This window comes from Quadrisphaera sp. DVD1, from assembly GCF_058932755.1.
The window spans coordinates 14,259-37,370 of record NZ_JBZYWI010000008.1 but is presented as its reverse complement, the minus strand read 5'-3'; the positions used below and the strand labels follow the sequence as shown (position 1 = coordinate 37,370).

16 protein-coding genes are annotated in these 23,112 nt (G+C 75.9%); 12 read left to right on the top strand and 4 right to left on the bottom strand.

Annotation, left to right across the window (positions count from 1 at the left end; genetic code table 11):
* Positions 1–161 precede the first annotated feature (161 nt).
* A complete protein-coding gene (locus AC5FZL_RS01890; RefSeq protein WP_493616874.1) occupies positions 162–554 on the bottom strand; it encodes a VOC family protein in 393 nt (130 codons plus the stop codon).
* A 78-nt stretch (positions 555–632) separates the two neighbouring features.
* Here AC5FZL_RS01890 and AC5FZL_RS01885 point away from each other — a divergent pair, with 78 nt between their 5' ends.
* Positions 633–1,013 (top strand): VOC family protein, encoded by a 381-nt coding sequence (locus AC5FZL_RS01885; RefSeq protein WP_493616869.1) that lies wholly within the window; start codon positions 633–635, stop codon positions 1,011–1,013.
* A gap of 4 nt (positions 1,014–1,017) precedes the next feature.
* On the opposite strand, the gene AC5FZL_RS01880 is transcribed toward AC5FZL_RS01885, so the two are convergent.
* A complete protein-coding gene (locus AC5FZL_RS01880) occupies positions 1,018–1,977 on the bottom strand; it encodes a YihY/virulence factor BrkB family protein (RefSeq protein WP_493616868.1) in 960 nt (319 codons plus the stop codon).
* A 163-nt stretch (positions 1,978–2,140) separates the two neighbouring features.
* Here AC5FZL_RS01880 and AC5FZL_RS01875 point away from each other — a divergent pair, with 163 nt between their 5' ends.
* Together AC5FZL_RS01875 and AC5FZL_RS01870 are read left to right on the top strand one after the other, a co-directional pair.
* A complete protein-coding gene (locus AC5FZL_RS01875; protein WP_493616867.1) occupies positions 2,141–3,448 on the top strand; it encodes an MFS transporter in 1,308 nt (435 codons plus the stop codon).
* 429 nt (positions 3,449–3,877) lie between these two features.
* Positions 3,878–6,112, top strand: coding sequence for a putative bifunctional diguanylate cyclase/phosphodiesterase (locus AC5FZL_RS01870; RefSeq protein ID WP_493616866.1), 2,235 nt, complete (start codon positions 3,878–3,880; stop codon positions 6,110–6,112).
* On the opposite strand, the gene AC5FZL_RS01865 is transcribed toward AC5FZL_RS01870, so the two are convergent.
* Complete coding sequence (locus AC5FZL_RS01865) at positions 6,109–7,458, bottom strand: MFS transporter (RefSeq protein ID WP_493616865.1); 1,350 nt, start codon at positions 7,456–7,458, stop codon at positions 6,109–6,111. The genes AC5FZL_RS01870 and AC5FZL_RS01865 overlap by 4 nt on opposite strands.
* A 145-nt stretch (positions 7,459–7,603) precedes the next feature.
* Here AC5FZL_RS01865 and AC5FZL_RS01860 point away from each other — a divergent pair, with 145 nt between their 5' ends.
* The gene (locus AC5FZL_RS01860; protein WP_493616864.1) at positions 7,604–8,197 is read left to right on the top strand and encodes a DUF4126 domain-containing protein; all 594 of its coding nucleotides are present in this window, start codon (positions 7,604–7,606) and stop codon (positions 8,195–8,197) included.
* On the opposite strand, the gene AC5FZL_RS01855 is transcribed toward AC5FZL_RS01860, so the two are convergent.
* Positions 8,198–9,136 carry a PhzF family phenazine biosynthesis isomerase gene (locus AC5FZL_RS01855; RefSeq protein ID WP_493616873.1) on the bottom strand — a complete coding sequence of 313 codons (939 nt, stop codon included), beginning with the start codon at positions 9,134–9,136 and terminating at the stop codon, positions 8,198–8,200.
* 56 nt (positions 9,137–9,192) lie between these two features.
* Between AC5FZL_RS01855 and AC5FZL_RS01850 the strand changes: the two genes are divergently transcribed.
* The 8 genes from AC5FZL_RS01850 (at position 9,193) to AC5FZL_RS01815 (ending at position 23,111) form a co-directional block, all read left to right on the top strand.
* Positions 9,193–9,765, top strand: coding sequence for a TetR/AcrR family transcriptional regulator (locus tag AC5FZL_RS01850; RefSeq protein ID WP_493616863.1), 573 nt, complete (start codon positions 9,193–9,195; stop codon positions 9,763–9,765).
* 51 nt (positions 9,766–9,816) lie between these two features.
* A complete protein-coding gene (locus AC5FZL_RS01845; protein ID WP_493616872.1) occupies positions 9,817–10,383 on the top strand; it encodes a DUF4865 family protein in 567 nt (188 codons plus the stop codon).
* Between the two features lie 77 nt (positions 10,384–10,460).
* Positions 10,461–10,784, top strand: a complete 324-nt coding sequence (locus AC5FZL_RS01840) for a carboxymuconolactone decarboxylase family protein (protein WP_493616871.1) — start codon at positions 10,461–10,463, stop codon at positions 10,782–10,784.
* Positions 10,781–11,713, top strand: coding sequence for a phosphotriesterase family protein (locus tag AC5FZL_RS01835; RefSeq protein WP_493616862.1), 933 nt, complete (start codon positions 10,781–10,783; stop codon positions 11,711–11,713). The genes AC5FZL_RS01840 and AC5FZL_RS01835 overlap by 4 nt, the downstream gene beginning before the upstream one ends.
* 176 nt (positions 11,714–11,889) lie before the next feature.
* Positions 11,890–13,989 carry a phosphate acetyltransferase gene (pta, locus tag AC5FZL_RS01830; protein ID WP_493616861.1) on the top strand — a complete coding sequence of 700 codons (2,100 nt, stop codon included), beginning with the start codon at positions 11,890–11,892 and terminating at the stop codon, positions 13,987–13,989.
* Positions 13,986–15,143, top strand: coding sequence for an acetate/propionate family kinase (locus AC5FZL_RS01825; protein WP_493616860.1), 1,158 nt, complete (start codon positions 13,986–13,988; stop codon positions 15,141–15,143). Before pta ends, AC5FZL_RS01825 begins: the two co-directional genes overlap by 4 nt.
* Before the next feature lie 242 nt (positions 15,144–15,385).
* Positions 15,386–17,947: a M14 family zinc carboxypeptidase gene (locus tag AC5FZL_RS01820; protein WP_493616859.1), complete on the top strand. Its 2,562-nt coding sequence runs from the start codon at positions 15,386–15,388 to the stop codon at positions 17,945–17,947.
* Positions 17,948–18,134: 187 nt separating this feature from the next.
* Positions 18,135–23,111, top strand: a complete 4,977-nt coding sequence (locus tag AC5FZL_RS01815; protein WP_493616858.1) for an NAD-glutamate dehydrogenase — start codon at positions 18,135–18,137, stop codon at positions 23,109–23,111.
* Position 23,112 lies beyond the last annotated feature (1 nt).

Sequence of the window (23,112 nt, the reverse complement as noted above, 5' to 3'; positions counted from 1 at the left end):
GCACGACGGCGCCGACCCGTCGTAGCCCACCACCACGGGGCGTCCCTCGTGCGCGTCCATCTCGCCCTCCGGAGACAGGTCCTCCTCGACCGCCTCCAGCGTCCTCCCGTCCGGGCGCGGGCGACAGGGGCTGGCCGCCCCGTTCTCGGCGAGGAACGCTCTCAACCGGTGGCGGCGCGCTCCGCGTCGCTGCGCAGGATGCAGAACTCGTCGCCCTCGGGGTCGGCGAGGACGACCCAGCCGGTCCCGTCGCTCTGGCGCAGGTCGCCGACCGTGCGGGCGCCCAGGGCCAGGAGCCGCTGCAGCTCCTCGTCGCGCGTGCCCTCGGCGGGCACGAGGTCGAGGTGCAGGCGGTTCTTGACCGTCTTGGGCTCGGGGACCTCGATGAACAACAGCCGCTGGGCGCCGTCGGCGGAGGAGGTCATGCACTCCTCGTCCCCCGGCTCGTCCGGCTCGTCGGGATCGCGGACGAAGCCCAGCACCTGCGCCCAGAACACCGACATCGCGCAGGCGTCGCGGCTGTCCACCGTCGTGTGCGAGATCAGCGCCGTCAGGCTCGCCGGTGTGGCCGTGGCGGAGGCCGCTGTCGCCCCTTCCTCAGCCAGCCGGGGACGGCTAGCGTCCAGCCCCTCATGCCCGCGGCCTTCAACCACACCATCATCGCCGCGCGCGACCGCGCCGAGTCCGCGCGGTTCCTGCGCGACCTGCTCGAGCTCGCCGACGCCCCCTCGTGGGGGCTGTTCACCAACCTGTCGATGCCCGACGGCGTCCTGCTGCAGTTCGCCGACCTGCCTGCGGACGTGGTCATCCAGCCGCAGCACTACGCGTTCCTCGTCGACGACGAGCTCTTCGACCGCGCCTACGGGCGGCTGCAGGCGGCCGGTCGCGAGCACTGGGCCGACCCGCAGCGCCAGCGCCCTGGCGAGACGAACACCGAGCACGGCGGGCGCGGCGTGTACTTCCTAGACCCCGCGGGCCACTACCTGGAGCTGACGACCCGGCCGTACGTGTGACCGTTCAGCGCGCCGCGTCGTCACCCCGGTAGGGCGGCGAGCTGTCCGCGACCACGGCCTCGCGCTCCCCGATCGGCCGCTCGGGGCCGATGGTGGAGTCCCGCGCGGTCTGGCGCTCGGCCTCGGCGTTGACCACCGCGCCCGCGACGACGAGCAGCACGGTGATCCACACCCAGAACATGCTGATCGCCACCCCGGCCAGCGAGCCGTACGTCGCCTCGTACGTGCCGAGCGTCTGCACGTAGGCGAACAGCGCGACCGACGTCCCCACCCACAGCGCGGTGGCCACCACGGCTCCCCCGCTGATCCAGCGCCACCGCGCTCGGCGGCGGTCGGGCGCGAGGCGGTAGAGCACCGCGAGGACGGCGGCCATGAGCGCCGCGAGGGCCAGCCAGACCAGCAGGCCGACGACGTCGCGCACGCGGTCCGGCGCCCCGGAGACCGCGGCCGTGACCAGGCGGGTCGCCGCGAGCACCGCCGCGAGCAGCACCGCCCCGCCCAGCACGAGGGCGAGCGCGAGACCGGTGCGCCGCAGCAGTCCCCGCGTCTCGTCCTCGTGGTACGCCAGGCAGAGGGCGTCGACGAGGGAGGACATCGCCGCCGTCGCCGTCCACAGCGCGAGGACCAGCCCCGTGAGCCCGCGCACCGTGAGCACCTGCGTGGACGCGGCGGTGATCGTCGTCAGCTGCCCGGCCACCAGCTCCTCCAGCTGCACCGGGAGCATCCCCGCCCAGCTCGACAGCTGCTCGCGCGCCTCCTCCGGGGTGTTCACGGCCCCGTACACCGAGAGCGCGGTGAGCAGCACCGGGGCGATCGACAGCACGGCGAAGAACGCGATGCCGGCCGAGAGCAGCATGAACCGCTCGGCGAGCAGCCTGGCGGCCGCCCGCTGAAGCACCTGCCCCCAGCCGCGCGCGGGGATGTGGTGCGGGGTGACGGCGCCGCTGCCGGGTGCCTCCGCCATGGCGCCAGTGTGGCTCGCCGCCCCTCGGCGCGCTCAGCGCACCGCCCGCCTGCCGCAGCAGCCGGGAATCGTCGGCGCCGCGGCGCTGCTGAGGGCTGGGACCGCGGCGGTTGCCCGGGGCAACCTGGCCGCCGCGCCGACCATCCCCCCGCAGGCAGGAACCATGAGCACGTCACTCCCGGCCGCCCAGGCCCGTCCCGTCACGCCGGCCGAGCGCTCCCGCGCCCGGCGCGCCGTCGTCGCCTCCTCCATCGGCAACGCCCTGGAGTGGTTCGACATCATCGTGTACTCGTCCTTCGCGCTGGTGATCAGCGCGCAGTTCTTCACGCCCGAGGGCGAGGAGTCCTCGATCACCGGGCTGCTGCTGACGTTCGGGACCTTCGCGCTGTCGTACCTGATCCGCCCCGTGGGGGCGATGGTGCTCGGCTCCTACGGCGACCGGCGGGGGCGCAAGAGCGCGCTGACGCTGACGATCGTGATCATGATGCTCGGCACCCTGCTCATGGCCGTGGCGCCCACGACCGCGGCGGTGGGCGCGCTCGCGCCGCTGGTCATCCTGCTCTCCCGCCTGCTGCAGGGGTTCTCCGCCGGCGGTGAGTTCGGGACGGCGACGGCCTTCCTCATCGAGAGCGCCCCGGACCGCAAGGCGTTCTACGGCAGCTGGCAGGTGGCCACGCAGGGCGCGGCGATCCTGCTCGCCTCGACCTTCGGCTACGTCCTCAACACCGCGCTGAGCGACGACCAGCTCTCCAGCTGGGGGTGGCGGGTGCCCTTCTTCTTCGGCGCCCTGATCGGCCCGGTCGGCCTGTACATCCGGCAGAAGATGACCGAGACGCCGGAGTTCGAGGCGGCCGGCGACCAGCGCGTGGCGTCCCCGCTGCGCCAGACCCTCGTGCACGCCGCCCCGCGCTGGCTCACCGCCGCCGGGATCGTGGCGCTCGCCTCGCTGTCGGTCTACATGATCCTCTTCATGCCGACCTACGCGGTGAACAACCTCGGGCTGCCGGGCTACTCCGGCTTCCTGGGCGGGATCGTCGCCGGCGCCGTCACGCTCGTCGGAGCCCCCTTCATCGGCACCCTGGCCGACCGCGTCGGCAGCATCCGCATCATGACGATCGCCGCGGTCACCGGCTTCGTCGCGATCATCCCGCTGTTCGCCCTCGTGGTGAACGTCCCCAGCGTGGCGGTGCTGACCCTCGTGCAGGCGGTGCTCGGCTCGCTCATGGCGCTGTACTTCGGCCCCATGCCTGCGCTGCTGTCGTCGATCTTCCCCACGGCCATCCGGACCACCGGCATGTCGATCTCCTACAGCGTCGGGGTGACGGTCTTCGGCGGCTTCGCCCCGCTCGTGCTGGCGTGGCTCCTCGAGGCCACGGGCACGCTCATGGCGCCGAGCTACTACTACCTGGTGGTCGCGGCGATCTCCCTGGCCTGCCTGCTCTACGCGCGGCGCGCCCTCGGCCAGCGCTGAGGCGCCGCCCGGCCTCGCGCGCCTCTCCCCGTGATCGAGGGTCTCGGTGCGCATCGGTGCAGGGGTCGGTTGCGGTCTCCGGACCGTCGGTGCGAGCGGAACGGGACCGCGCTGTGCGGCTACCACCACCGCCTCGTCCACCGCCAGGGCTGGCGCGGAGAGCTCACCGGAACCCAGGTCATCTGGCACCCACCCGACCGCGGCTCACCTCACGTCCCACCACCACCCTGGATGCCCGCCCTCGACCAGCTCATCCAGGCCTGGACCCAGCGCCACCACCGCTCCGCCGCCTGACCGGCGGCACCGCGGGTGGTGCTGCCCCGTCGGGCGCCGCCGAACGGGTCGTCGTGCCGCCCAGGCCCTCGAGTCCGCGGCCGGAGTGGACGAAGCCACCAGTCCGACCGCTCCGCCGACAGCCGGGAGGCAGCCGTGACGACGGCGCACGCGCACGCCCAGCGCCGCGGCTACGCGCGCACCGCCGGCCTGATGTCCGCCGTCGGCCCGCTCGCCGGCGTCACGGCGGCGCTGGCCGACCCCGACGGGCTCGTCGACCCGACCGGCTTCTTCGTCAGCTGCGCCATCACGGTGGCCGTGGGCGCCGTGATCCTGCTCGGCGCGCTGGACCGCCTGCCCCTGGCCGGCTTCCAGGCCCTGCAGCTCGCGTCGCTCGCCGGGATGACCGCCGCCCTGGTGTCCAGCCAGGCGGAGCAGTACGTGCTCTTCGGGTACCTGTGGTTCGTCGTGGCCGACTTCGCCTTCCTGCCCTGGCGGCGGGCCGGCGGCCACCTGGTCGCCGTGGTCGTGGCGTTCGCCGTCGCCCTGCGCCACACCCGCCCCGGCCGGGACCTGGCGCCGGTGGAGGTGGCCGGGGTCGTCGTCCAGTTCCTCCTCACGGCCGTCGTCCTCGCCTCGGTGGTCGCGATCCTGGCCCGCTCCGAGCGACAGCTCACCGCCGCGCAGGAGCAGGTGGCCGAGTTCGCGGCCCGGGCGGTCACCGCCACCGACGCGGCCGCGGCCTACCGGGACGCCCTCGCCCTGGTCCGGCGGCTCACCGGCGCCGGCGACGCCGTCCTCGTGCTCGACGAGCCCGACGCGCAGATGCTGGGCGCGACGGCCCGGGTGGAGGTCCGCACACCGCTGACCGCCCCCGCCACCGCCGGGAGCCACCGCAGCGGCCGCGGGCGACGGGCGGCCGTCGTCGAGCTGCCGGTGCCCTGGCCCGACGGGCGGGTGCGGCGGCTGGTCCGCCTGCACTGGCCGTACGGACGCCGCGGCCGACTGCTCGACCTCTCACCCGCCCACGCGGTGCTGGCCGCCGTCGGTGCCGCCGAGCACCGCATCGTCACCGCGCAGGACCGGCTGCGACGCGCCCACCACGACGCCGTGACGGGGCTGCCCCGCTGGGCCTGGCTGGTCGACCAGTACGAGGGCCTGGTCGACGGGGCCACCAGCGTGGTGCTGGCCGAGGTCGACGTCGACGCCTTCCACGCGGTGAACGCCACCTTCGGCTACGACGTCGGCAACGCGCTGCTCCAGGCCACCGGCGAGCGCCTGGCCGCAGCGCCCGGGGTGCGCCAGGTGGTCCGGATGGAGGCGGACCGCTTCGTCGTCCTGGCCACCGACCGCGGGCCGCAGCCGCTGGAGGACTGGGCGGAGGCGCTGGGGCGCTGCGTGCGCGAGCCGGTGTTCGCCGGCGGCCACCGCCTCGACGTCACCGCCTGCCTCGGCGTCGTCGAGCGTCCGCGCGCGACGGCCGCGGTGCTCGGCCTCGTGCGCGACGCCGACACCGCGCTGCACGCGGCCAAGGACACCGGGCACGACCGGACCTGCACGTACTCCCCCGCCCTGCAGGCCCAGACGGCCCGCCGCCTGCACCTGGTCAGCGAGCTGGCCCGGGCGCTGGAGGAGGACCGGGGGCTCGGGGTCGTCTTCCAGCCGGTCGTCGACCTGGCGACCGGGCGCCTGCGCTACGCCGAGGCGCTGGCCCGCTGGACGCACCCGCGGGACGGCGTGGTGGCGCCGGACGAGTTCATCCCCCTCGCCGAGAGCGCGGGGCTGATCGGCGCCCTGGGCGCCCGCGTGCTGACGCGCTCCCTCGACGCCCTGGTCGAGTGGCGGGCCCTGCCGGGCGGCGAGCAGGTCGGGGTGTCGGTCAACGTCTCGGTGCACCAGCTGCTGCAGCCCGGGTTCCCGGTGTGGGTGGCCGCCGAGACGGCCCGGCGCGACCTGCCCGCCGGAGCGCTGCGGCTCGAGGTCACGGAGAGCGTCCTGGCCCAGGACGACGGCGCCGTCGTCGCGGCCCTGGAGCAGCTGCGGGCGGCGGGGGTGGTGATCCTGCTCGACGACTTCGGCACCGGATGGAGCAACCTCGGCTACCTGGCGCGCCTCCCCCTCGACACCCTCAAGGCGGACCGCTCCTTCGTCACCGGCATGGCGCAGGACCGCGTCAAGGAGGGGATCGTGCGGGCCGTCGCCGAGCTCGCCGGGGCCCTGCGCCTGCAGGTGGTCGCCGAGGGCGTGGAGACGGCGGACGACGCCCGGGCGGCGCGCGCCGCCGGCTGCCACCTGGGGCAGGGCTGGCACTTCGGCCGCCCGGTGGCCGCCGCCGCACTGGCCGCGCTCGTCAGCGGGCAGGCCGACGCGGCCGCCCTCGCCGACCGCTAGCCCGCTGCCCTCACCTCGCCCGCGCTCTCCGGCTCCACCGGCGCCGGGTCGAGGGGGTGGGCCACCTCGTCGGCGGGCAGCCGGGCCGCCACGACCGCCACCACGGCCAGCACCGGCGGGACGAGGCCGGCCACGAGGAACGTCGGGACCAGCCCGACGGCCTCGCTGACCGGCCCGGCGAGCGCCATCGAGACCGGCATGAACGCCAGCGAGACGAAGAAGTCGAGGCTGGAGACCCGGCCGAGCATCGCGGGGGGCACCCGGCGCTGCAGCAGCGTGCCCCAGATGACGGTGGCCGCCTGGAAGGTGGCGCCGACCACGGCCGCCGCCGCCACCATCACCCAGACCCGCGTCGCGACTCCGAACAGCGCCAGGGGCGCGCTGCCGACGCCCCACAGCAGGATCATCACGGTGAGGTAGCGCCGCGGCATGGGCCGCGAGGCGACGACGAGCGAGGCGAGCGCTCCTGCGACGCCGAAGGCGGCGAGCACCCAGGCGTGCTCGGTCGGTCCCCCGCCGGCCCGGTCGCGCAGGGCGAACGGGGTGAGCACCTCCAGCGGCCCGATCACGGCGAGCACCAGCAGCGAGGCGAACAGCAGCGTCGAGAGGAGCCACGGCGTCCGGACCATGTACCGGAAGCCGTCGCGCACGTCGACGAGCACGGTGACCACCGGGTGCCGCGCCCCGCCCCCGGCCTCGGCGTGCGCCGCCGCCTCCGCGGCGAGGTCGCGGCGCACGGGAGTCGGCGGCAGCCCCAGGAGGGCGACGACGGCGCCGGCCGCCGCGACCGCGGTGACCACCAGCGCGACGGCGGGCGAGCTGGCGGCGACGATGAGTCCCGCTGCCGCCGGGCCCAGTGCCTGCACCGTCAGGGGGCGCAGGAAGCCCTCGATGCCGTTCGCCGGGAGCAGCTCGTCGGCGGGCAGCAGCGACGGCAGCAGCGCCGAGTACGCCGGGTAGTACACCCCCTGCGCCAGCCCGATCAGCAGCGCGGCGACCGCGAGGTGCCAGACCTCCAGCAGGCCGGACGTCGCCAGCGCGGCCGCTCCCCCGGTGGCCACCAGCTCGGCCGTGGCCACCGCGAGGAGCAGGCTGCGCTGGGGCACGCGGTCGGCCAGGGCGCCGCCGAGCAGGGTGGTGGCGAGCATCCCGACAGCCATGGCGCCGCTCACGAGGGACAGCTCGGCCGGTCCGCCGCCGAGCGCGATCACCTGCCACACCACGGCCAGCGCCCACAGGCCCGCGGAGACCAGCGAGAGGACGAGGGCACCGATGAGCCACCGGTAGGCGGGGTGGCGCAGCGGCGACAGGGCGCGGAGCAGCCCCCGCGGGCCTGCGGCGCTCACGACGTCCTCCTGCTCCCGGGGTGGTCGAGCCCGGGAGGCACAGTCGACCCCGCCACCGCACCGCGGCGCAACCGACTTCCGTCGTCGCGTGGGATCGTGTGCCGGGCGACGTGGTGGCGTCGTCGGAGCAGGCAGGAGTGGGGTCGTGGAGGTCCTCGTGGGCACCGGGCTGGCCTCGGCGGCTGGCCTGAACGCCTGGATCCCGCTGGTGCTGGTCGGCCTGCTGGCGAGGGCGACCGACCTGGTGGCGCTGCCGGCGGGCTGGGAGTGGCTGACCGACCCGTGGGCGCTGGGGCTCTTCACCGCGCTGCTGCTCGTGGAGGCGGTCGCCGACAAGGTGCCGGGGCTCGACTCCGTCAACGACGTGCTGCAGACGGCGGTCCGCCCGGCCGCCGGCGGGGTCGTGGTGGGTGCGGGCACCGGGTCGTCGGTGCTGGTGCAGGACCCGTCGACGTGGGTGGCGTCGGGCGACTGGGTGCCGCTGGTGCTCGGGGCGGCCGTGGCGCTGGGCGTGCACCTGCTCAAGGCCACCGGCCGGGTCGCGCTGAACGCCGTGACGGCGGGCCTCGGCGCGCCGTTCGCCTCGGTCGCCGAGGACGCCGCGTCGGTGTCCCTGGTGCTGGCCGCCGTCCTGGCGCCGGTGCTCGTCCTCGTGCTGCTGGTGCTGCTGGCCGCCGCGGTGGTCGCCGTCCTGCGGCGCCGCCCCCGCCGTCCTGGAGGCCTGCCCACCCCGCCGTGATCAGGGGAGCCCGCCACCCGCAGCCGCGGCAGGGCCGCTCCGCGGCGCGCCCGGACCGTCGGTGGTGCCCTCGGGCGGCATCGCGACCGCGGCACCGGTCACCGAGACCCCGGTGCCCGCGCCGACGGGGATGTCGACCGTGAGCTCGCTGGGGCGTCCCAGGTCCTCGCCCTGCAGGACGGTGATGCGGGCCGGTGGCGCCACGTGGCCGCCCTCGCGCAGGTAGCCGCCCAGCGCCGCGGCGGCCGCGCCCGTCGCCGGGTCCTCCCGGACCCCACCGGGCGGGAACGGGTTGCGCGCGTGGAAGGTGCGGGCGTCCTGCCGCCAGACCAGGTCCACCGTGGTCCACCCCCGCGCCGCCATGAGCGCCGCCAGCCCGTCCAGGTCGTAGTCGAGGGCGGCGAGGCGCCGGCGCGTGGCCGCCGCCAGGACGGGGTGCCACGCGCCCGCGTAGGCGAGCCGCGCAGGCAGGGCCGGGTCGAGGTCCTGCGGCGACCAGCCGAGCGGGTCGAGCAGCGCGGCGAGGTCCTCGGTGGACAGGTCCGCGGTCCTCGGCGCCACGCTGGTCAGGGTCGCGCGCCAGCCGCCGTCGTCCGCTCGGGCGGTCTGCACCGCGACGTCACCGGCCTGCGTCCGGAAGAGCAGCCGCCCGGCCCCGTTCCGCTCCGCGTGCGCGACGGCCGCGGCGATCGTGGCGTGCCCGCAGAAGCTCACCTCGGCCAGCGGGCTGAAGTAGCGGACGTCGAAGCGGCCCTGCCGAGGCGCGAGGAACGCCGTCTCGGAGAACCCGACCCGCGCCGCGACGGCCAGCATCTCGGCCTCGGTGAGGCCCGAGGCGTCCAGCACCACGCCGGCGGGGTTGCCGCCGGAGGGGTCCGAGCTGAAGGCCGCGTACCGCAGCACGCGCTCGTCCCCCGCTGCCCCGTGCGCCGTTCCGATCTCCACGTCCGGTCCTCCGCGTCTCGTCTGTACCTACGAGTATGTACAGTACCGGCATGGACGCACGCGAACGGCTCGTCGCAGGAGCCCAGGAGGTGCTGCGCGAGCGCGGCTACGCCGGGATGAGCCCCCGCGCGGTGCAGGAGCGCGCCGCCGCTGGGCAGGGGAGCATGTACCACCACTTCACCGGCAAGGCCGACCTCGCCCGCACCGCGCTGGAGCGCACGGCCGCCTCGGAGCGGTCTCGGGCCGAGGCGCTGCTCGGGGGCCCCGGGACGGCGCTGGAGCGACTGGTGGCCTACCTCCGCCGCGAGCGGGACGTCCTCCTCGGCTGCCCCCTCGGCCGGCACGCGCAGGACCCCGACGTCGCCGCCGACCCGGCCCTGCGCGCCCCCCTGGACGAGACCTTCACCTGGCTGCAGCAGCGGCTGGCGCGGGTCGTCGCCGAGGGCCAGCGCGACGGGGAGCTGCGCCGCGGGGTCGACCCCGCGGCCGTCGCGGCGGCCCTCGTCGCCACGGTGCAGGGCGGGTACGTGCTCGCCCGCTCCTCCGCCGACCCGCAGGCCTTCACCGGAGCCGTCGAGGGCGCGGTGGCGCTGCTCGCCGCCCTGGCCATCGAGCGCGCCTGACCCCGACCGACCCCGACCGACCGCACGAGAGGAGCACCACCGGTGCACGTCATGCAGTACGAGATCGGCCTGCCGGCCGACTACGACATGGACGTCATCGCCCACCGCGTCGCCACCCGCGGTCACGCGACCGACGCCTTCCCGCACCTGGGCCTGAAGGCCTACGCCGTGCGGCAGGTCGGCCGGCACGGCTCCGCGGTGAACGCCTACTGCCCCTTCTACCTCTGGCACGACCCGGCCGGTCTCAACGCCTTCCTGTACGGACCGTTCGAGAACATCACCCGCGACTTCGGCCGGCCGGCGGTGCGCCACTGGATCGGCGCGGCCTTCCACCGCGGTCCCGGCGAGGGCGCGCCGCTCGTGGCCACCCGCGAGGTGGTGGCCCTGCCGCGCGACGTGCCGCCCGGTGAGGTGGTCGAGCGGGAGGCCGCCCCCCGGGGCGTCGGGGACGGCGTCCACAGCCAGGCGGTCGCCGTCGACCCCGCCCGCTGGGAGGCCGTGCGGTACACGCTCTGGAGCCGCCCCCCGCAGGTCCACGACCCCGCGTCGACGGTCTACGACCTCCTGCACGTCTCCGCCCCGCACCTGGACGACCTGTCCACCGGGCGGCTGTGGTGACCCCCGCGCCCCGCGGCACGGAGCTGCGCGCGGCCGTCTTCGACCGCGCCGCGGGCCAGGAGCTGCTCGGCGAGCTGATGGACGAGGCCACGTACGCGGCGAGCGTCCCGGGCCTGGACGACCTCGCTCCCGGCTTCGCCGACTGGATGGTCACGAGCCTGTTCGGCGGCACGTACCAGCGCGGCGTCCTCGACCTGCGCGAGCGCCAGATCGCGACGCTGGCGGCCCTGGCCGTCCTCGGGTCGGTGGAGCCGCAGCTCACCGGTCACGTCCGCACGGCGCTGCGGCTGGGGATGACGCGCGAGGAGGTGACCGAGGTCTTCGTGCACCTCGCCCCCTACGCCGGGACGCCGCGCGCCCTCGCCGCGCTGCGGTGCGCCCGGGCGGCCTTCGAGGCGTGAGCGCGGTCCGCACGGTGCTCGGCGACGTCGACCCCGGGCTGCTCGGGGTGTGCGACGCGCACGACCACCTGTTCCTGCGCACCCCGCTGCTGCCGGGCGTCGAGCTGGACGACGTGGACGCCGCCGCCGGCGAGCTCGGCGCCTTCGCCGCCGCCGGCGGCGAGGCGCTGGTGCAGTGGACGCCGCACGGGATGGGCCGGGGCGCCGCGCACCTCGCGGAGCTGTCGCGCGTCAGCGGGGTGCACCTCGTCGCCGCGACCGGCCTGCACCAGGCGGTGCACTACGACGCCGACCGGCTGCGCGCGCTGCTGCCGGACCTCGCCGAGGTCTTCACGACCGAGCTGACCCGGGGCATCGCCGGCTCCCGGGTGCGGGCCGGGGTCGTCAAGGTCGGCGTGCCGGTCGGCGGGCTCGACGACGTCGGGCGCCAGGTGCTCGCCGCCGCCGCTGCGGCGCACCGCGCCACCGGCGCGCCCGTCGCCGTCCACCTGGAGCCGACCACGGCGCCGACGGACGTGCTGGACGAGCTCTGCGCCCGCCACGGCGTGCCGGTGGCGTCCGTCCTGCTGGGCCACCTGGGCCGCTACCCCGGTACCTCGACGGCGCTGGAGGCGGCGCGCGCCGGCGCCCACCTCGCGCTCGACGCCGGAGCGCGAGCGGGCACCGACGCCGCGCAGCGGCTGCGCGACCTGCTCGTCGCGCTCGTGGACGGCGGGCACGCCGACCGCCTGCTGCTCGGCGCGGACACGACGACGCCCGCCGCCCGGACGGCTGCCGGAGCGCCCGGCCCCGCGGGGCTGGTGCGCGAGGTCCGGCCGTGGCTCGCCCGGCGCTTCGGCGACGTGCTCGCGCACGCGGCGCTGGTCACCAACCCGGCGCGCGCGCTCGCCGTCGAGTGGCCTGCGAGCGGTCCCGCTCCTGGTCGGTGACGGGCTGCCCCAGCTCCAGCCAGGTGCCCGCGGGGTGCGGGCGCCCCGCCGTGAGCAGGCTCACCCGGCCACGGCAGCATCGCGCCTGGCCCCGCCGCCTGGATGCGGCCAGGGTGGAGCCGCTGCGCCGCTCCTGCGCAGGCACGCACGAGAGCGAGCGAGAGGTGGACGCGCGGGTGTCAGACGCCCTGTACGTGACGGCCGTGGAGGCCGACGCCGGCAAGACCGTGGTGGCGCTGGGGGTGCTCGACCTCTTGGCGCGCACCGTGGCCCGGCCCGTGGTCTTCCGCCCCGTCGTCGCCGACCGCGACACCCCCGACCCGCTGGTGGAGCTGCTGCGCGAGCGCTACGGCCTCGACGTGGACGACGCCGACGCCGTGGGCATGACGTGGACCGAGGCCACCGCCCTGCTCGAGGGCGGGGACGCCGACCCGCGACGCCTGGTCGCCGCCCTGGTCGAGCAGGCCGCCCGGCTGCGCGAGCGCTCGGACTTCCTCCTCGTCGTCGGCACCGACTTCACCGGCCCCTCCCCCGCCACCGAGCTCGACCTCAACGCGCTGCTGGCGGTGAACCTCGGCGCACCCGTGCTGGCCGTGGTCTCCGGGGCCGGCAAGAGCGCCGACACGGTGGCCGCCGCGGCGCGCCAGGCCCGCAGCGTCCTCGCCGGCCGCGGCTGCGCGCAGGTCGCCACGATCGTCAACCGGGCGGCGTCCGGCACCGAGGCCGAGCTGGCCACCCGGCTGCGCGCGGACGCCGACGCCGCGAACCCGGGCGAGCCGGTCTACGTGCTGCCCGACCTGCCGGTGCTCTCGGCGCTGACCGTCGACGAGGTGCTCACCGCCCTCGACGGCACGGTGCTCGCCGGCTCGGGCCCGCGCCTGGAGCGCGAGGTCGACGGCTACGTCGTGGGCTCGGCGTTCCTCCAGGCGGTGCTGCCGCTGCTGCACGAGGGCGCCCTGCTCGTCAGCTCCGGCGACCGCCTCGACCTCGCGGTGGGCGCTGCGGCCGCCGCGGTGAGCCCGCACCTGCCCACCCCGGCCGGTCTCGTCCTCACCCTCGGCACGCGCCCTGACGAGCTCGGTCTGCGGCTGCTCGAGCCCAGCGGTCTGCCCGTCATCTCCGTGCCGCACAGCACCTACGCGACGCTGCACCGGCTCGAGGGCCTGCAGGGCGTCATCCGCCCGACCAGCGCGCGCAAGGTCGCGGCCGCCCTCGGCGCGTTCTCGGCGGCCGTGGACGCCGAGGAGCTGCACGCCCGCATCCGCCTGACCCGCACCGCCGCGGTCACCCCGGCGATGTTCAACGCCCGCCTCCTCGACCGCGCCCGCGCCGACCGGCGCCGCATCGTCCTGCCCGAGAGCGAGGACGAGCGCGTGCTGCGCGCCACCGAGGAGCTCGCCCACCTCGACGTCGCCGACCTCGTGCTGCTGGGAGACCCCGAGCAGGTCGGCGCCCGGGCCCGGAGCCTCGGGATCGACTTGGGCCGCACCGAGGTCCTCGACCCCGCCACCTCCCCGCTGCGCCAGGAGCTCGCCGAGCACTACGCGGCGCTGCGCGCGCACAAGGGCGTGACGGTGGAGAGCGCCTACGACACCGTCGCCGACCCCACCTACTTCGGCACGATGCTCGTCGCCACCGGCCACGCGCACGGCATGGTCTCCGGCGCCACCCACACCACGGCGATGACCATCCGGCCCGCGCTGGAGACGATCCGGACGGCGCCCGGCGTCTCCCGGGTCTCCGGCGCCTTCCTCATGTGCCTGCCCGACCGGGTGCTCGTCTTCGCCGACTGCGCCGTCAACCTCGACCCCACAGCCGAGGAGCTCGCGGAGATCGCCCTGAGCAGCGTCGAGACCGCGGTGGCGTTCGGGGTCGAGCCGCGCGTGGCGATGGTCTCGTACTCCACCGGCACGTCCGGCGCGGGCGCTGAGGTGGAGAAGGTGCGCCGGGCCACCGAGCTGGTGGCGCAGCGGCGTCCGGACCTGCCGCTGGCCGGGCCGATCCAGTACGACGCCGCCGTCGACCCGGCCGTGGGCGCCGCGAAGCTGCCCGGCAACCCGGTCGCCGGGCACGCCACGGTGCTCGTCTTCCCCGACCTCAACACGGGCAACACGACGTACAAGGCGGTGCAGCGCTCCGGGGACGTCGTGGCCGTGGGCCCGGTGCTGCAGGGGCTGCGCCGCCCGGTCAACGACCTCTCCCGCGGCTGCACGGTCGCCGACGTCGTCAGCACGGTGGCCATCACCGCCGTCCAGGCCCAGCAGGAGCCGGCGTGAGCGAGGTCCTCGTCGTCAACGCCGGCTCCTCGTCGCTGAAGTACCAGCTGCGCGACGGCGACGCGGTGCTCGCCAAGGGCCTCGTCGAGCGGATCGGCTCGGACGACGTCCCCGACCACGGCACCGCCCTGCAGCGCGCGCTGGCGCACCTCGGCCACGGCGCGGGCCTGGACCGCCTCGCCGGCGTGGGCCACCGCGTCGTCCACGGCGGCGACCGCTACACCAGCGCCACCCTCGTCGACGACGGCGTCGAGGCCGGCATCGAGCACCTGTGCTCGCTCGCGCCGCTGCACAACCCGCCCCAGCTGGCCGGGATCCGGGCGCTGCGGGCGCTGCTGCCGGGCGTGCCTCAGGTCGCGGTCTTCGACACCGCCTTCCACGCCACGCTGCCCCCGCACGCCTCCACGTACGCGCTGCCGCCGGCGCTGGCGCAGCGCCACGGCCTGCGCAAGTACGGCTTCCACGGCACCAGCCACCGCTACGTCACCCGCCGCACCGCCGAGGTCCTCGGCGTCGACGTGGGCGCCGTCCGCCTCGTCAGCTGCCACATCGGCAACGGGGTCTCGGTCACCGCCGTGCAGGACGGGCGCAGCGTGGACACGTCGATGGGCTTCACCCCGCTGCAGGGCGCTGTGATGGGCACCCGCAGCGGCGACCTGGACCCCGCGGTGGTGTTCCACCTCGTGCGCGAGGCCGGGATGAGCGCGCAGGAGGTCGACGACCTGCTCAACACCCGCAGCGGCCTCGTCGGGCTGACCGGGGAGTCCGACCTGCGCCGGGTGCACGCCGCGGCCGACGCCGGGGACGCCGCCGCGCAGCTCGCGCTCGACGTCTACGCCTACCGCCTCACCACCTACGTCAGCGCCTACCTCGGCGTCGTGGCCGGGGCGCAGGCGCTGGTCTTCACCGCCGGCGTCGGGGAGAACGACGCGCGGATGCGGGCGGCGGTCTGCGCGCCCCTGGCCCACCTGGGGATCCGCCTGGACGCCGCCGCGAACGCCGCCGCCGTCGGCCCGCGAGCGCCGGTGGTGGTCGACGACGGGACCGGGCCCGTGCGGGTGCTCGTGGTGCCCACCGACGAGGAGGCGGAGATCGCCGCTCAGGTCACCGCGCTGCTGGACGGCGCCGCAGTGGGCGGGATCGTGCCCGCCTGAGACGCGCACGGGGTGGCCCTGTGCCCGTCTGGCGGGCACGGGGCCGCCCCGCGCCGGGGAGGGGGCCGGGGAGGGGGCCGGGGAGGGGGTCGGGGAGGGCGCCGCAGCGGACGCCGGGCCCCGCGACCCGCCGTGGAAACACGAACCCGCCGGGCGTTCACCCAGGCGAAACACAGCGCAGGCACAGTTCCGCCGTCCCGCCCAGCGGGACTCCCCCGACACTCCCCGAACGAGGAGCGCCCGTGCGCCGAAAGTCCCTGCCCTCCCTCACCACAGCCGCCGCGGTCGCGGCGACGCTCGTGCTCGCCTCAGCCGGTGCCGCCGCCGGCGAGACCGGTCGCGAGGGCCAGGCCGGCAACGGCGCCGAGCGCAGCGCGGCGGCCGCCTCGACGGCGACCACGCGCGCCGCCGCGGCGGTCAAGGCCGCGCCGGCCGACCTGTCGTACCCGCGCCAGCACGTGCTGCCGGTGCCGCCGGTCAACCCCGCGGACGCCTCGATCAAGCTGGGGCTGGTGCCCTACCACGGCATGGCGCCGCGGCTGAACGCGCTGCAGGCCGAGAGCGACCGGGTCAGCGTCGAGGTCATCGGCCAGTCCACCCAGGGCCGCGACCTCTACCTCGTCACCGTCACCGCCCCCGAGACGGCGGCGCAGGCCCGCCAGCAGGAGGCCACCCGCCGGGCCATCGAGGAGGACCCGAAGAAGGCGGCGGCGAACCCCGCCGCGCTGGCCGCCTACAAGGCGCCGTTCCTCGTCAACGGCAACATCCACGGCAACGAGTGGGAGGGCAGCGACGGCATCTTCGAGGTGGTCGAGGAGCTCGCCCGCTCCACCGACCCCGCGGTCGCCGCGATGCTCACGCGCACCCGGGTGCACGCCGTCGTCTCGGTCAACCCCGACGGGCGCGTGGCCGGCACGCGCGCCAACGGCGCCGGCTTCGACATGAACCGCGACTACATCACCGGCTCGCAGCCGGAGGTCGTCGCCACCCGCAAGACCCTCATCGACCTCCAGCCGCTGGTCTTCCTCGACCAGCACGGCTACGTCGCCGGCACGCTGCTCGAGCCCGGCACCGCCCCGCACGGCCAGAACTACGAGTACGACCTCTACATCAAGCACGCGCTGCCCAACGCGGAGGGCATGGAGAAGTCGCTGGAGGACGCGTACGCCGCCGGGAGGATCCCCGACGCGCTGCCGACCGAGATCGACCCCGTCATCCCCTTCCGCGACTACGCCCCGGGCGACTGGGACGACTGGCCGCCGATCTTCACCCCGATGTACTCGATCTACCACGGCGCCGTCGGGCAGACCGTCGAGATCCCGCTGCGGGTGAACAACGCGAGCTACACGAGCCTGCCGGTGGAGGAGCTGCAGCGCCGCGCCCGCGTCAACACCGACGTCGTCGCCGAGACGATCCGCTCCTCGCTGCGCTACCTCGACACCAACCGGTCCCAGCTGATCGCCGACCAGGTCGAGATGTTCCGCCGCGGCGTGGACGGCGTCCCGGACGCCGACCTGCCGGTCGGCTCCGTCGAGGGCTGGGACGCCGACGACCAGGGCTACACCACCGAGTTCCCCCGCGCCTACGTCATCCCCACCGGCACGACCCAGCGCTCGGAGGCGGCCGCGGCCCGCCTGGTCGACCACCTCATCGCCAACGACGTCAAGGTCAACCGCACCAACCGGATCGTCACGGTGCCGGGCGGCAAGCGGTACCCGGCCGGCTCCTACGTCGTCGACATGCACCAGTCCAAGCGCGGCCTGGCGAACGTCATGCTCGAGGCCGGCCGCGACATCAGCGACCGCGTGCCGCAGATGTACGACATCTCCGGCTGGAGCCACAGCCTCCTCTGGGGCGCCACGGTCGACCCGATCACGACGAGCACGGTGAGCGGCTTCGAGGCGCTGATCCCCAAGGGCTCGCCCGGCATCACCGCCGCCGCGCCCACCGGCGGGGTCGACGCCCCTGCCGGCAAGCCGCTGGCGCTGAAGCTCACCGACGCCAAGGACGCCCGCGCGCTCAACGCCCTGCTCGACGGCGGCGTCGCCGCCACGATGACGGCCGACGGCACCGTCGTCCTCCCGGCCTCCGCCCGCGCGGCGGCCCAGCAGGCGGCGAGCACCTACGGGGTCCGGTTCACCGCCGCCCCGGCCGGCGCGACGGGCACGCCGCTGGAGGACCTGACCATCGCCGCCGCCGCGGCCGCCGACGAGCTCAAGGTCTTCCGGGACATGGGCTTCGAGGTCAAGCCGGTCAGCACCGCCGTCCTCAACGCCGGCTTCGACTGGAGCGGGGTCGACACGCTGTTCGTCTCCTCCGGCCTGAGCTACAGCGCCCTCAACGCCGCGGCGCAGGCGGGCCTGCGGGCCTACCTCGCCGACGGCGGCGTCGTCACCCGCGGCGTGACCGGCGCGACCTTCAACACCGCTGCCGGGCTGCTGACGGCGACCGTGACCCGCGGCCGCGCCGACGCCAACGGCGTGGTGAACGTCGTCAACAGCGGTGGCCCGATCACCAGCGGCGCCCTGCCGCACAGCTTCGTCTACGGGCCGCTGTGGTTCAGCGCCACCGGCCCGGAGGTGACGGTCGAGCAGACCTACGGCACCGGCGACGTGCTCGTCGCCGGGCACTGGCTGCCCGACCAGCAGGCCGCGGCCGGCCAGGCCTCGATCGTCCGGGGGCTGGACGAGAGCGGCGCCAGCGTCGTCCTCTTCGGCACCGAGCCGATGTTCCGCGACCACCCCAAGGGCCTGTACAGCCAGGTCGCGCGGTCGCTGTGGTTCACCGCCGCCACGGCGCAGTGACCCTCCTGGGGTGAGGGCCCGGTAGCCCCCGCTCCGCAGCGCGCGAGGCGCCGTCCCGGTCGTCCGGGACGGCGCCTCGCCACGTCCGGGCGGGCCTGCGACGATCGGGGCCACGACGAGGAGGTGGCCACCGATGTCCGCTGCCACGAGGTCCGCTGCCACGAGGTCCGCTGCTCCGAGGTCCGAGGTGCTGGACGCCGCCGCCGCTGCGGGGTCGTCCGACGCCGTCGCGGCCCCGCAGCTGCGTGCGCTGCTCGACCTGTACTACCGCCACGTGGCCGACGAGGACCTGCGCGAGCGCTCCCCCGCCGACCTCGCCGGCGCGTGCCTGAGCCACCGGCACCTGGCCTCCCAGCGGGCCCCGGGCACGGCGCGAGTGCGCGCCTGGACGCCGACCACCGCCGACGACGGCTGGAGCGCCGGGCGCGGCGTCGTCGAGGTGGTCAACGACGACATGCCGTTCCTCGTCGACTCGGTCACCGCGGCGCTGGCGCAGCTCGGCCGCTCCGTCCACCTCGTCGTGCACCCGACGCTGGTCGTGCGCCGCGACGACGACGGCCGGCTCCTCGAGGTGCTCGACGTCGCGACCGCGAGCGTCCCGGCGGCGCACCGCGAGCACGACCGGCCGGACGACGCGCTCGTCGAGTCGTGGATGCACGTCGAGGTCGACCGCGACGGCGACCAGGGCGACCTGGAGGAGGTCACCGCGCGCCTGCACCGGGTGCTGGCCGACGTCCGCGCCGCCGTGGAGGACTGGACGCCGATGCGCGAGGCCGCCCTGGCCGTCGCGCAGGAGCTGGCCAGCGCTCCTCCGGCGGGCCTGGGCGAGGAGGCCCGGGAGGCCGAGCGCCTGCTGCGCTGGCTCGTCGACGGCGGCTTCACCTTCCTCGGGTACCGCGAGTACGTCCTGGCGCAGGTCGACGGAGAGGACGCGCTGCGGGTGGTGCCCGGCACCGGGCTGGGGCTCCTGCGCGAGGGCCCGCGCGCCGGCGGCACCGGCAGCGCGGACCCGAGCCCGGACCCGAGCCCGGACAGCGCCAGCTTCGCCCGCCTGCCGCCGCGGGCGCGGGCCCGGGCGCGCGAGCGCCGCGTCCTGGTGCTCACCAAGGCGAACTCCCGCTCGACCGTGCACCGCACGGCGTACCTGGACTACGTGGGGATCAAGTCCTTCGACGCGAACGGCCAGGTGGTCGGCGAGCGCCGCTTCCTGGGCCTGCTGTCCTCCACCGCGTACACCGAGAGCGTGCTGCGGGTGCCGGTGCTCGACACGCGCGCGACCGCGGTGCTGGAGCGCTCGGGCTTCGCCCCCGGCTCGCACTCGGCGAAGGACCTCCTCGCCGTCCTGGAGAGCTACCCGCGCGACGAGCTGTTCCAGATGAGCGCCGAGGAGGTGCTCGGCACGGCGGTGGCGGTGATGCACCTGCAGGAGCGCCGCCGCACCCGCCTGTTCCTGCGGCGCGACGCCTACGGCCGGTTCGAGACGGCCGTGGTGCACCTGCCTCGCGACCGGTACACGACGGCGGTGCGCCTGCGGGTGCAGCAGGTGCTCGCCGAGGCCTTCGGGGCCACCTCGGTGGACTACACCACCCAGATCGGGGAGTCGCCGCTCGCCCGCGTGCACCTCGTCCTGCGCGTGCCCCCGGGCCAGGAGCTCCCCGAGGTCGACCCCGTCGCCCTCGAGCGCCGGGTGGTCGCGGCCACGCGCTCGTGGGAGGAGGACCTGGCCGACGCCCTCGGCGCCGAGCTCGGCGAGGAGGGCGCGGCGCCCCTGTGGCGCGCGTGGGGCCGCGCGTTCCCCGAGGCCTACAAGGAGGACTTCGCGGCGGCGGACGCCGTGGCCGACGTCCAGCGCGTCGCCGCGGTGTGGGCGGCCGCGGCCGACCCCGCCAGCGCGCCGGACGCCGACCGCCTCGTCAGCACGCACCTGTACCGCCCGGCCGGGGCCGGGCCCCGCGAGTGGCGGATGAAGCTGTACCGGGCGCAGCCGCTGTCGCTCACCCGCGTGCTGCCGCTCTTCCGCAACCTCGGCGTCGAGGTCGTCGACGAGCGGCCGTACCGCCTGCACCGCCGCGACGGCGCGGCGCACGTCTACGACTTCGGGCTGCGCCTGCCGGCCGAGGTCCCCGGAGACCTCGAGCAGAGCACCGGCGCGCTGTTCACCGGGGCGTTCGCCGCCGCCTGGCAGGGGCGCAGCGAGAGCGACGGCTTCGACCAGCTCGTGCTGCGCGCCGCCCTGTCGTGGGACCAGGTGGTGCTCCTGCGCGCCTGCGCCCGCTACCTGCGCCAGACCACGTCGACGTTCTCCCACGAGTACGTCGTGGACTGCCTCGTGGCCAACGCCGGCATCGCGCGCCAGCTGGTGCGCCTGTTCGAGGCCCGCTTCGCGCCCCGCGAGACCACCGCCGGCGGCGAGGCCGTCGCGGCGTCCCCGGAGGTGGTCGACGCCCTCGCCGAGGAGCTGGCCGGTGCGCTGGACGACGTGGTCAGCCTCGACCACGACCGGATCCTGCGGTCGTTCCTCGCGCTGGTCATGGCCACGCTGCGCACGAACGCCTACCAGGTCGGCGCCGACGGGCGGCGCAAGGACCACCTCGTGCTCAAGCTCGACCCGCGCCGGCTGCCGGAGCTGCCGGAGCCGCGCCCGGCCTATGAGATCTGGGTCTACTCCCCCCGCGTGGAGGGGGTGCACCTGCGCTTCGGGGCGGTCGCCCGCGGGGGCCTGCGCTGGAGCGACCGGCGCGAGGACTTCCGCACCGAGGTGCTCGGCCTGGTCAAGGCGCAGACCGTGAAGAACGCCGTCATCGTGCCGACCGGCGCCAAGGGCGGCTTCGTCGCCAAGGCGCTGCCCGACCCGGCCGTGGACCGCGACGCCTGGCTGGCCGAGGGGCTGGCCTGCTACCGCACCTTCGTCCACGGGCTGCTCGACGTCACCGACGACCTCGTGCCCGACCCGGGCGCTCCCGGCGGGCGCCGGGTGCAGCCGCCGGCCGGCGTCGTGCGCCACGACGGCGACGACCCGTACCTCGTCGTCGCCGCCGACAAGGGCACGGCCACGTTCTCCGACACCGCCAACGCGATCGCGGCCGAGCACGGCTTCTGGCTGGGCGACGCGTTCGCCTCGGGCGGCTCCGCCGGCTACGACCACAAGGCGATGGGGATCACGGCCCGCGGAGCGTGGACGTCGGTGCGCCACCACTTCCGCGAGCTCGGCGTCGACCCGCAGACCACCCCGATCACCGTCGCGGGCATCGGCGACATGAGCGGGGACGTCTTCGGCAACGGGATGCTGCTCAGCGAGCACCTGCGCCTCGTCGCCGCGTTCGACCACCGCCACGTCTTCCTCGACCCCGACCCCGACCCGGCGGCGTCCTTCGCCGAGCGGCGCCGGCTCGCGGGCCTGGCGCGCTCGTCGTGGGCCGACTACGACCCGGCCCTGATCAGCACCGGCGGCGGGGTGTGGCCGCGCTCGGCGAAGTCGGTGCCGCTCTCGCGCCAGGCCGCGGCCGCCCTCGGGCTGCCCGAGGGCACCACGTCCCTCACCCCCGCGGAGGTGGTGCGGGCGGTGCTCGCCGCGCCGGTGGACCTGCTGTGGAACGGCGGCATCGGCACCTACGTGAAGGGCTCGGGCGAGTCGCACGCCGACGCCGGGGACCGCGCCAACGACGCCGTGCGCATCGACGGGCGCCAGCTGCGCGCCCGCGTGGTCGGGGAGGGCGGCAACCTCGGGCTGACCCAGCGCGGGCGGATCGAGGCGGCGCTGGCCGGTGTGCGCCTCAACACCGACGCCGTGGACAACTCCGCCGGCGTGGACTGCTCCGACCACGAGGTCAACATCAAGATCCTCCTGGCCGGCGCGGTCGCCGGTGGGGAGCTCACCCTCCCCGAGCGGGACGCGCTGCTCGTGGCGATGACCGACGAGGTCGCCGCCCTGGTCCTGCGCGACAACGACGAGCAGAACGTGCTGCTGACGACGGCCCGCGCCCAGGCGCCGTCCATGCTCGACGTGCACCTGCGCCTCATCACCGCCCTGGAGGAGGCCGGCGTCCTCGACCGCGCCCTGGAGGTGCTGCCCACCGAGGCCGAGGGCGCCGAGCGCGCCGCGCGCGGGCTCGGCCTGACCTCCCCCGAGCTGGCCACCCTCATGGCCCACGTGAAGAACGCGCTGACCGACCAGCTGCTGGCCACCGACCTGCCCGACGACCCGGCCTTCGGGCACCTGCTGCGCGAGTACTTCCCGGCCCCGCTGCGCGAGCGCTACCCGGAGCACGTCGAGGCCCACCAGCTGCGCCGGGAGATCATCACCACCGCCCTGGTCAACGACCTCGTCAACCGCGCCGGCATCTCCTTCGTGCACCGCGCCGCCGACGAGACGGGGGCCAGCCCCGAGCACGTCGTGCGCGCCTACGCCGTCTGCCGGGAGGTGTTCGGCGCCGCGGGCTACACGGCCGAGGTCGAGGCCCTGGGCGGCGTGGTGCCCACCGCCCTGCAGACCCGGCTGCGCCTGGAGCTGCGCCGCCTGCTCGACCGCTCGACCCGGTGGTTCGTGCAGAACCTGCGCGACGACTTCGCGATCGAGGCGGAGGTGGCGCGCTTCGCCCCGTTCGTCGGCCGGTGGGCGCCGCGGGTCGGCGAGCTGCTCGTCGGCGCCGAGCGCGAGCGCTGGGAGGCGGCGGCGGACGGGCTCGTCGGCGAAGGGGTGCCGGTCGGCCTCGCCCAGCGCTGCGCGGGCCTGCTGCACGCGTTCGCGCTGCTCGACGTCGTGGAGACCGCCGCGGCGCTGGGGGTGGACCCCGACGAGGTCGCCCCGGTGCACTTCCACGTCTCCGAGCGCTACGGCGCCGACGCGCTGCTGCTGCGGATCAGCGCCCTGGACCGCGGGGACCGGTGGCGCTCCCTGGCCCGGGCGGCGCTGCGCGACGACCTCTACGCGCTGCTCGAGGCGCTGACCCGCTCGGTCCTGAGCGGTGCGGTGCTGCCCGGCACCGGGGCGCGCCGGGCCGGCCCGGCGGAGCTGGTCAGCGCCTGGGAGTCGGCCAACGCGGGCCAGCTAGAGCGCGTGAGGCTCACCCTCGAGCAGGTGCAGCGCCAGGAGACGAGCGACCTGGCCTCGCTCTCGGTGGCGCTGCGGATGCTGCGGAGCCTCGTGCGCTCCGGCTCGGCCTGAG